Origin of the sequence: Flavobacterium sp. CG_9.1 (genome assembly GCF_015751645.1) — a bacterium.
Taxonomy (GTDB): domain Bacteria; phylum Bacteroidota; class Bacteroidia; order Flavobacteriales; family Flavobacteriaceae; genus Flavobacterium; species Flavobacterium xanthum.
Genome location: NZ_JADOVC010000078.1, coordinates 1 through 1,532 on the forward strand (window position 1 = coordinate 1; position 1,532 = coordinate 1,532).

Sequence of the window (1,532 nt, forward strand, 5' to 3'; positions counted from 1 at the left end):
ACGCTGTAAGTTTTGTTTTCTAATTCGACAATTTGTATTTTCGAATTTTTATTCAAGCTTACAGCGTGTGTCCTGCTCATGCAGGGCACACACAGCGGTTTGAAGCAAGTGGAGATTTAGTGGTAAAATCAACATCTTCTTTCGCAAGAAAAGAATTATAAACAGAAAAATCTCGGTTACGTTGCTCCACCTGCTTCAAGCCGCGACACGTTATGCCTCAGTTTACGAACAGAAATAACGAAAGTATGAATGATAATGAATTCAAAAAAGTTCTATTATATTTTACATTTCTTGTAAAGAAAAAATATAAAAGCATAGACGTTAAAATAAAGTTATTTGTGGCTTTTGCATATTTTTTTGCTACAAAATAGTTATTTTTGTCATAAAGAGGTGTTATTATGTGTATAATTTGCATATATTTGTCAAGTATAAAATTACCTTTACATTTGTAAATAGGTTAAAATCAGACTAATATGACGGAATGTTTAACAGCTAAATCAAAAATTCAAGCAACCTTTAATGAGGTTGCAGAATTAGCAAGTCAGAAAAATGAGAAAGTCTTGAAACAAGAGACTGTCAACAAATTTTTGGATAAAATTCTAGAATTGCAAAATCATTTAACAGAACGAACCAATAAAATAAATCATATCAATACAAAATTTCAAGAAATTTCTTGGTTAAGAGATATAGATGCAGATTCTTTGACTATTATTAGAAAAATTCTTGATTTATCAAAACTATGGCATAATAAACTCATAAAACATTATGTTAACTTAAACTGGGCTAGAAAGGATTACGCTACTGAAGCAATGCGTAAATTTAAAATTGAAATTGATGATTTAAAAGAAAGAAATCAAGACTTAGAAGATTTATTTTTTAACCTACCAGCTGACATTGAATTTACTCAAAGAATAGAAAAGCTTAGCAAATAGTTGAATGATTATATATTGTACTGAGGAATTTTCTAGAGAGTTTAATAATATTAAAAAGAAAAAAAATTATAAGGATTTTGAAAAATTAATTCTAGAATTTTTTCTTGATAATGATTTTGAAAAAATTGCAACAGGAGATTTATTATATGGACCAACCGAATTGCCATATATCAAAAAAAGATTACCCGATGCTGGTGGATATAGACTTTATTTTTTAGCAGATATAAAAACTAAAAATATTTATTTAAATTTTGTTCATCCTAAGAAAGAACCATTAGGTTTTGATAATATTGGCATAATAAAGAAAAAGGAATTACACGATTCAATTTGCGTTAATAGAAAAAACATTCCAATACTTTATACTTTAGAAAGATGTCCAATTAAAGGAATTGCGGTTTTTAAACCGTATGAAAAACAAAAAAATAATAAGTAAGACAATAAACATAATCCCTCCCACAAAGAGGGATTTTCTTATATTTACAACTTAACAAAAAAAACCGAAGGCATAATCGAGTAGACGGCTCCGCCAGTAACTGACGGAGTGCGCCTCTCACACCACCGAACGTACGGGTCACGTATTCGGCGGTTCGCAAAGAGATG

2 protein-coding genes are annotated in these 1,532 nt (G+C 29.4%); both read left to right on the plus strand.

Going from position 1 to position 1,532, the window contains the following annotated elements:
* The first annotated feature begins 473 nt into the window (after positions 1-473).
* Positions 474-932 carry a hypothetical protein gene (locus tag IWX83_RS17065; RefSeq protein ID WP_196831353.1) on the plus strand — a complete coding sequence of 153 codons (459 nt, stop codon included), beginning with the start codon at positions 474-476 and terminating at the stop codon, positions 930-932.
* A gap of 4 nt (positions 933-936) precedes the next feature.
* Entirely contained in the window at positions 937-1,365 is a 429-nt protein-coding gene (locus IWX83_RS17070) for a hypothetical protein (protein ID WP_196831354.1), read from the plus strand.
* The last annotated feature ends 167 nt before the right edge of the window (positions 1,366-1,532 follow it).